Source organism: Vibrio cortegadensis (assembly GCF_024347395.1).
Classification (GTDB): Bacteria; Pseudomonadota; Gammaproteobacteria; order Enterobacterales; family Vibrionaceae; genus Vibrio; species Vibrio cortegadensis.
The window spans coordinates 3,109,447-3,116,092 of the sequence record NZ_AP025472.1 but is presented as its reverse complement, the minus strand read 5'-3'; the positions used below and the strand labels follow the sequence as shown (position 1 = coordinate 3,116,092).

Below are 6,646 nucleotides of genomic sequence, written 5' to 3'. Positions count from 1 at the left end.
GATGCCCCACCCTATTTAGATTATCGGAAAAGATTGGCAATTTTACCTGTTGATAACCCAGATCACCAGCACTTGATCGAGGATCCAATGAATAAGATCGAAGTTATTCACAATATTTGATGGCTAATACAGTTGATCCACACAAATCACCCCAAATTTACCCACACATTGATCCACAATTGAAGGATCAACCACACTTATCCCCAGAACGAAACCCACCTTTCAGTTATGGTTAATAACTACTAGTTATTTATTCTATTGAGTCTTTTCCCAGTAACATCCTGTCCTATAAAAATAAGGAGTTATAAAATGAAAAACTGGATTAAAGGTACGCTTACTGCGATTGCTCTATCAGCAACCATGACACAAGCCGTTTACGCTGCTACAACTGAAGTGAAAGTCGGCATGTCTGGCCGCTATTTCCCTTTCACATTCGTTAAACAAGATAAGCTACAAGGCTTTGAAGTGGACTTGTGGGATGAAATTGGCCGTCGTAACGACTACAAAGTTGAGTATGTTACCGCTAACTTCTCTGGCTTGTTTGGCCTACTAGAAACAGGTCGAATTGATACCATCTCAAATCAGATTACGATCACTGAAGCTCGTCAAGCTAAATACCTATTTGCTGACCCTTATGTGGTAGATGGTGCGCAAATAACCGTTCGCAAAAACAACGACGCGATTAAAAGTATTGAAGACTTAAGCGGTAAAACCGTTGCAGTCAACCTAGGCTCAAACTTCGAGCAACTGCTGCGTGATTACGATAAAAACAACGCAATTACGATCAAAACCTACGACACCGGTATTGAACATGATGTCGCACTTGGCCGTGCCGATGCTTTTGTCATGGATCGCCTATCAGCACTAGAGTTGATTAAAAAAACAGGCCTTCCACTGAAACTCGCTGGTCAACCGTTTGAAACCATCGAAAATGCTTGGCCATTTTTAAATAATGATAATGGTAAAAAGCTACAACAAGATGTGAACAAAGCATTAGCGGCGATGCGTGCTGATGGAACGCTAGGTTCAATTTCTGAAAAGTGGTTTGGTGCCGACATCACCCAAAAGTAATTTGATTGTCGTCAATCAGCCCACTACTTTATCAATGATGTAGTGGGTTTTTGCTTTCTTTACGTTGTACAAAAGAGATAAATAATGGGATTTGATTTTAATTACATGCTGGAACTGTTGCCGATACTGTTTAAGTACCTTGGCACAACCATGGAAATGGCTATCTGGGGATTACTATTCTCACTGATACTGGCCGTCATTCTTGCCAACATTCGCGTATTCAAGATCCCTGTATTCGATCAACTCAGCCAGCTATATATTAGCTTTTTCCGTGGTACGCCATTACTCGTTCAGCTTTTCTTACTCTATTATGGTCTGCCACAAGTCTTTCCTATTCTCGTCGGGCTAGATGCCTTCAGTGCTGCGGTGATTGGGCTTACTCTCCACTTTGCTGCTTATATGGCTGAAAGTATTCGTGCTGCCATCATGGGAATAGATCGCAGCCAGATGGAAGCCAGCTTATCGGTTGGCATGACGACAAGCCAAGCCATGCGAAGAATCATTCTTCCACAGGCGACACGTATTGCCCTACCATCATTAATGAACTACTTCATTGATATGATCAAATCGACATCACTTGCTTTTACATTAGGTGTTGCCGAGATAATGGCAAGAGCTCAGATGGAAGCTGCATCCAGTTTCCGTTTTTTCGAAGCTTTCTTAGCCGTCGCACTCATTTACTGGGGAGTGGTCATCATCTTAACTCGAGTGCAGATTTGGGCTGAAGCAAAAATGAATAAGGCATACCAACGATGATAAAACTAACCAATATCCATAAAAGCTTCGGCGATAATGAGATCCTAAAAGGTATTGATTTAGAAATAAAACAGGGTGAGATAATCGTTGTTATCGGCTCTAGTGGTACAGGAAAATCAACCTTATTACGCTGTATTAACTTTCTTGAGCAAGCCAATAAAGGCACGATTAGCATTGATGATATCGATGTGGATACAGAGAAATTTACCAAAGCAGAAATTCTTGCGTTACGAAGAAAAACAGGCTTTGTTTTCCAAAATTATGCACTATTTTCTCATTTGACCGCACGCCAAAACATAGCAGAAGGCTTGATCACTGTTCGTAATTGGAAAAAAGATCAAGCGTATGCCAAAGGACAACAGATCTTGGATGATATCGGCTTAAGCGACAAAGGCGACAGTTATCCAGCCGCACTCTCAGGAGGCCAACAGCAACGAGTTGGCATCGGCCGCGCGATGGCATTACAACCAGAGCTTCTTCTATTTGATGAGCCAACATCAGCATTAGATCCTGAATTAGTTGGGGAAGTTCTCGCATTAATGAAACAATTAGCAACTCAACATCAAACCATGTTGGTTGTAACACATGAAATGCAGTTCGCAAAAGAGGTCGCAGATAGAGTGATCTTCATGGCTGAAGGCAAGATAGTAGAACAGGGAACACCGGATCAAATATTCAATGATCCGCAAGACCCAAGACTACAAAAATTCTTAAATTTGGTCGGGATCGAATAGGATCCTTGCGCTCTTGCTCACAAAACGTATAATCCGTCGACCGGAATTATCGTTGAACCAATTATTGACTCTTTGAGAGCCAGTGATTACAATTCCGCCTCTTTGTTGAGAGGCGTCGGATTTCCTGTTCTTAATAAAGACAAGAAAATATGCCCACGCCGGGTTTAACAAAACCTAAAAACTACTGATCAGTAAGGTAATTACAATGAAACGCACTTTTCAACCTACAGTTCTAAAGCGCAAGCGTTCACACGGTTTCCGTGCTCGCATGGCGACTAAGAACGGCCGCGCAACAATCAATGCACGTCGTGCAAAAGGCCGTAAGCGCCTTTCAAAATAATTAAATTATTTTGAATACGTTCGCGTTCAATCGGGAGTTACGCTTGTTAACTCCCGAGCATTATCAAAATGTCTTCCAGCAAGCTCATAGAGCAGGCTCCCCCCATTTCACCATTATTGCTCGCAATAACTCTCTTTCTCATCCTCGTCTTGGATTAGCAGTTCCGAAAAAACAGATTAAAACCGCAGTCGGTCGTAATCGCTTTAAACGTATTGCTCGTGAAAGTTTCCGTAATCAACAACATAAACTTCCTAACAAAGATTTTGTTGTAATTGCAAAAAAGAGTGCTCAAGATTTAAGCAATGATGAAATGTTCAAGCTCTTTGAAAAATTATGGCTTCGCCTGTCTCGCCCTTCACGAGGTTAGCTATTGGGCTGGTCCATCTTTACAGATGGTTCATTAGTCCCCTTATCGGACCTCGCTGTCGGTTTACTCCAACCTGCTCTTTGTATGCGTTAGAAGCATTGAAAGCTCACGGTTTTGTAAAAGGGTGTTGGTTATCAGGCAAACGTCTATTAAAATGTCACCCTTTGAATGAAGGGGGATTTGACCCCATTCCACCAGTCCAAAAACAAGACAGAGATAAATAACGATGGCTTCTCAACGTAATATCCTGCTAATCGCACTGGCTCTAGTTTCTTTCTTATTGTTCCAACAATGGAACATTGCAAAGAATCCAGCACCACAAGCGGTTGAACAGGCACAACCAAGCAGCACACTACCTGCTCCATCTTTGGCTAACGAGCTTGATCCTGCTCCAGCTCAACAAGCATCAGCAAAAACTATCCAAGTAATTACTGATGTTTTGACTCTGTCAATCGATACAGTTGGTGGTGATGTAGTTACAGCAAACCTAAATGATTACTCTGCAGAATTCGATTCTGAAGATTCTTTTGCTCTTCTTAAAAACGAACCTGGTCACCAATTTATCGCTCAAAGCGGTTTAGTGGGCCCTCAAGGTATCGATTTAAGCAGCACTAACCGCCCAAGCTACACGGTTTCAGCAGACAGCTTTACGCTGGCTGACGGTCAAGATGAACTACGCATCCCAATGACTTACCAAGCTAACGGCTTAGATTACACAAAAACATTCATCCTTAAGCGCGGCAGCTACGCAATTGATGTTGAATACGATGTAATCAACAACTCTGGCAATAATGCAACATTCGGCATGTACGCTCACCTACGTCAAAACGTAATGGACGATGGTGGCAGCCTAACGATGCCAACTTACCGTGGTGGTGCTTACTCTACGGAAGATACGCGTTACAAAAAATACAGCTTCGATGATATGCAAGATCGCAACCTGTCTCTTAACCTAGCCAATGGCCAAGGTTGGGCTGCAATGATTCAGCACTACTTTGCAAGCGCATGGATCCCACGCGACGAAGCAGGCAGCAACCTTTACACTCGTGTTATTGGTAGCCTTGCCGACATTGGCGTTCGTATGCCAAACAAAACAATTGCGACAGGCGACAGTGCCAATTTCCAAGCAACGCTTTGGGTTGGTCCTAAACTTCAAGAGCAAATGGCTGCCGTCGCACCAAACCTAGATCTAGTAGTGGACTACGGTTGGTTATGGTTTATTGCGAAACCACTTCATACTCTGCTTTCGTTCATTCAAGGTATCGTTGTGAACTGGGGTCTGGCAATTATCTGTCTAACATTCATCGTTCGTGGTGCTATGTACCCACTAACGAAAGCTCAGTACACGTCTATGGCGAAAATGCGTATGCTTCAGCCTAAGCTGACCGCAATGCGTGAACGTATTGGCGATGACCGTCAACGCATGAGCCAAGAAATGATGGAGCTGTACAAGAAAGAGAAAGTAAACCCACTCGGTGGCTGTTTACCAATCGTTCTTCAAATGCCAATCTTCATTTCACTATACTGGGCACTAATGGAGTCTGTTGAGCTACGTCATTCACCGTTCTTCGGTTGGATTACTGACCTTTCAGCACAAGACCCATACTATATCTTGCCACTTCTAATGGGTGCTTCAATGTTCCTAATTCAGAAGATGAGCCCGACAACAGTGACGGATCCAATGCAGCAGAAGATCATGACCTTTATGCCGGTTATGTTTACATTCTTCTTCCTGTTCTTCCCTTCAGGTCTGGTTCTATACTGGCTAGTATCGAACATCGTAACTCTGATTCAGCAAACGCTAATCTACCGAGCGCTGGAAAAGAAAGGTCTGCATACTAAATAACATTTAGTAGTAACCTAAAAAAATAGAGAAAGGCGACCAAAAGGTCGCCTTTTTGTATTTCGCTGATTACAATTCAACTCATTACATTTTAATGATATTACTCATTAATGATTCACATTGAACCGTATTAAATTTAAGTAGGCACATTATGACTACAGACACCATTGTCGCTCAAGCTACCGCCCTAGGGCGAGGCGGAGTCGGTATTATTCGAGTATCAGGTCCTAAAGCGACCCAAGTTGCGATAGAGGTTACCGGACGTGAGCTAAAGCCACGTTATGCTGAATATCTTCCGTTTAAAGGGCAAGATGGAACCGAACTCGATCAAGGTATTGCACTCTATTTTCCAAACCCGCACTCCTTTACTGGAGAGGATGTTTTAGAGCTGCAAGGCCACGGCGGTCCTGTTGTCATGGATATGCTAATCAAACGCATTCTTGAGATCCCCGGATTACGAGCAGCGAAGCCTGGAGAATTCTCTGAACGCGCCTTCTTAAATGACAAGATGGACTTAACTCAAGCAGAAGCCATTGCTGACTTAATTGACGCCAGTTCAGAAGAAGCCGCAAAATCAGCACTACAATCGCTTCAAGGTGAATTTTCAAAGCGCATCAATACCCTTGTTGAATCGCTCATCTACCTACGAATCTACGTAGAAGCTGCTATTGATTTTCCAGAAGAAGAGATCGACTTCCTAGCGGATGGAAAAGTAAGCGGTGACTTACAAGCCATCATCGATAATTTGGAAGCGGTACGCAAAGAGGCCAATCAAGGTGCAATCATGCGTGAAGGCATGAAAGTCGTCATTGCTGGCCGCCCAAATGCGGGAAAATCAAGTTTGCTGAATGCTCTTTCTGGTAAAGAGAGCGCCATTGTGACAGATATTGCAGGTACAACACGAGATGTATTACGTGAGCACATTCATATCGATGGCATGCCGCTGCACATTATTGATACCGCTGGATTGCGAGAAGCTTCTGATGAAGTCGAAAAAATTGGTATTGAACGCGCATGGAAAGAGATAGAACAAGCCGATCGTGTTCTATTTATGGTTGACAGTACAACCACGCAAGCGACGGATCCTAAAGAAATTTGGCCTGATTTTGTCGATCGTCTACCAAACAATATTGGAATGACAGTGATCCGCAATAAAGCGGATCAAACTACCGAAGATCTTGGTATTTGCCACGTAAACGATCCGACGCTTATTCGACTGTCAGCGAAAACGGGAGAAGGTGTGGATGCTTTACGTAATCACCTAAAAGAGTGCATGGGCTTTGCTGGTGGCAACGAAGGTGGCTTCATGGCTCGTAGACGCCATCTTGATGCGCTAGAGAGAGCAGCAGAGCACTTAAACATAGGCCAGCAGCAGCTAGAAGGGTATATGGCAGGTGAAATTCTGGCAGAAGAGCTTCGCATCACTCAACAGTACCTAAATGAGATCACAGGTGAGTTCAGTTCCGATGATTTACTCGGAAAAATCTTCTCTTCATTCTGTATCGGAAAATAAACCATTAAACGCGATTTAATAG

Annotated in this window: 8 protein-coding genes; all 8 read left to right on the top strand. The window is 43.3% G+C overall.

The annotated features are described in order from the left end of the window. Nucleotides 1–309: 309 nt before the first annotated feature. The 8 genes from OCV39_RS14515 to mnmE all read left to right on the top strand — a co-directional run bounded on the left by OCV39_RS14515 (nucleotide 310) and on the right by mnmE (nucleotide 6,624). Complete coding sequence (locus OCV39_RS14515; protein WP_136995901.1) at nucleotides 310–1,071, top strand: amino acid ABC transporter substrate-binding protein; 762 nt, start codon at nucleotides 310–312, stop codon at nucleotides 1,069–1,071. A gap of 84 nt (nucleotides 1,072–1,155) precedes the next feature. Next, nucleotides 1,156–1,827 (top strand): amino acid ABC transporter permease, encoded by a 672-nt coding sequence (locus OCV39_RS14510; RefSeq protein ID WP_017054311.1) that lies wholly within the window; start codon nucleotides 1,156–1,158, stop codon nucleotides 1,825–1,827. Beyond that, entirely contained in the window at nucleotides 1,824–2,561 is a 738-nt protein-coding gene (locus OCV39_RS14505; protein ID WP_261888674.1) for an amino acid ABC transporter ATP-binding protein, read from the top strand. The genes OCV39_RS14510 and OCV39_RS14505 overlap by 4 nt, the downstream gene beginning before the upstream one ends. 205 nt (nucleotides 2,562–2,766) lie before the next feature. Further along, nucleotides 2,767–2,901 carry a 50S ribosomal protein L34 gene (gene rpmH, locus OCV39_RS14500; RefSeq protein WP_017054313.1) on the top strand — a complete coding sequence of 45 codons (135 nt, stop codon included), beginning with the start codon at nucleotides 2,767–2,769 and terminating at the stop codon, nucleotides 2,899–2,901. A gap of 43 nt (nucleotides 2,902–2,944) precedes the next feature. Beyond that, nucleotides 2,945–3,268, top strand: a complete 324-nt coding sequence (rnpA, locus tag OCV39_RS14495; protein WP_017054314.1) for a ribonuclease P protein component — start codon at nucleotides 2,945–2,947, stop codon at nucleotides 3,266–3,268. Then, nucleotides 3,235–3,492: a membrane protein insertion efficiency factor YidD gene (yidD, locus tag OCV39_RS14490; protein ID WP_084654886.1), complete on the top strand. Its 258-nt coding sequence runs from the start codon at nucleotides 3,235–3,237 to the stop codon at nucleotides 3,490–3,492. Before rnpA ends, yidD begins: the two co-directional genes overlap by 34 nt. A gap of 2 nt (nucleotides 3,493–3,494) precedes the next feature. Further along, a complete protein-coding gene (yidC, locus tag OCV39_RS14485; RefSeq protein WP_171757125.1) occupies nucleotides 3,495–5,114 on the top strand; it encodes a membrane protein insertase YidC in 1,620 nt (539 codons plus the stop codon). 148 nt (nucleotides 5,115–5,262) lie between these two features. Next, complete coding sequence (gene mnmE / locus OCV39_RS14480; protein ID WP_017054316.1) at nucleotides 5,263–6,624, top strand: tRNA uridine-5-carboxymethylaminomethyl(34) synthesis GTPase MnmE; 1,362 nt, start codon at nucleotides 5,263–5,265, stop codon at nucleotides 6,622–6,624. Nucleotides 6,625–6,646: the final 22 nt, after the last annotated feature.